The sequence below is a fragment of the Myxococcus vastator genome, assembly GCF_010894475.1.
GTDB lineage: Bacteria > Myxococcota > Myxococcia > Myxococcales > Myxococcaceae > Myxococcus > Myxococcus vastator.
Window position 1 is genome coordinate 1 of sequence record NZ_JAAIYB010000859.1, and the last position, 1,258, is coordinate 1,258.

Sequence of the window (1,258 nt, forward strand, 5' to 3'; positions counted from 1 at the left end):
GGCGTCCGCCGGGAGGAAGGGTGGCAAGGCCTCGAAGGAGGACCTGGAGGCCACCGTCAAGGAGCGCATCGCCCCGCGCAAGCGCGCCCCCTCGGAGGACACCCTGGGTTCGCCCGCCGACTTCGCCGAGGAGCCCGCCCTCTCGCGCAGGGACCTGCCGCGCCCCCGGGGCCGCTTCACCCGCGTGGAGGCGCCGCGCGCGTCCTTCCTGGAGCTGACGCGCCTGACGGGCAAGCCCATTGTCGAGGCCGCCCTGGAGGCCGCCGACCACCGCTTCGCGCTGCTGAAGGCCCTGTCCCAGCGCTTCAACGGCGCGCGGGGCGAGCTGACGCAGATGGATCTGGAGAACGTGCTCCGGGACCACGCGCTGATGGACGCGATGGTGGAGAAGGAGCGCCGCCAGGTGCTGGACGGCTTCACCGGCCAGCGGGGCGCCGCCGGCCGCGTGGCCTGGGCCCTGGGCCTGAGCCCGTCGGAGCTGCAGCGGCTGGTCTCCGTGCTGTCGCTGACGGAGGAAGTGGAGGCCCTGCGCGAGCGCTTCCGCCGCGAGGCCCTGGCCGCGCCCCACCTGACGCACCGGCTGGATCTGCTCGGGCGCGAGAAGTACCTGGCCGACCTGGGCATCCAGCGGAAGTTCGCCGACATGCTCCGCAAGGAGCTGGAGCGGCTGGTCGGTGACGTCCTGCAAGATGCCAGAGACCTGCACGAGCTGGCGGATGCCGTCGCCCGCAAGCACGGCGCCCCGGCCGAGCTCGTCTTCCGCGCCCTGGAGCGCTTGGGACTGGCGGACGGACTGCGCAAGCAGCTGCTGGCCGGCTCCCGCTGAATCAACACCCTGACGAGGCACTGAGAACCATGCCCATCTACGAGTACTCCTGCCAGAGCTGTGGAAAGATGATCGACGTGCTGCAGAAGATCTCCGACCCCGCCCCTGCCACGTGCAGTGCGTGCGGCGCCGAGGGGTCGATGACCAAGGTCGTCAGCCGCTCGAGCTTCGTCCTCAAGGGCGGGGGTTGGTACTCCGACCTGTACAGCTCCACCAAGAAGGACGGCGGCGGCTCCACGTCGAGCAGCAGCGCCTCGTCCTCCACGTCGAGCGCGTCCACGCCGGCCAGCAGCGCGCCCAGCACGCCCGCTCCGGCCCCCGCGCCGGCGGCCTCGGGCGACAAGAAGTAGTCCCCAGCCCGCGCCCACCTGGGCCGGGCCCGCCGAAAATTCGCTCCGGGCATGGGAGCGGCGCACACTCACGCCCCGTGCC

1 protein-coding gene and 1 pseudogene are annotated in these 1,258 nt (G+C 72.1%); both read left to right on the forward strand.

Annotated elements, in window-relative coordinates; all coding sequences use genetic code 11:
* A pseudogene (locus tag G4D87_RS37910) lies at nucleotides 1-826 on the forward strand (hypothetical protein); the annotation flags it as partial.
* 29 nt (nucleotides 827-855) lie between these two features.
* Complete coding sequence (locus tag G4D87_RS37915) at nucleotides 856-1,176, forward strand: FmdB family zinc ribbon protein (RefSeq protein WP_163787611.1); 321 nt, start codon at nucleotides 856-858, stop codon at nucleotides 1,174-1,176.
* The last annotated feature ends 82 nt before the right edge of the window (nucleotides 1,177-1,258 follow it).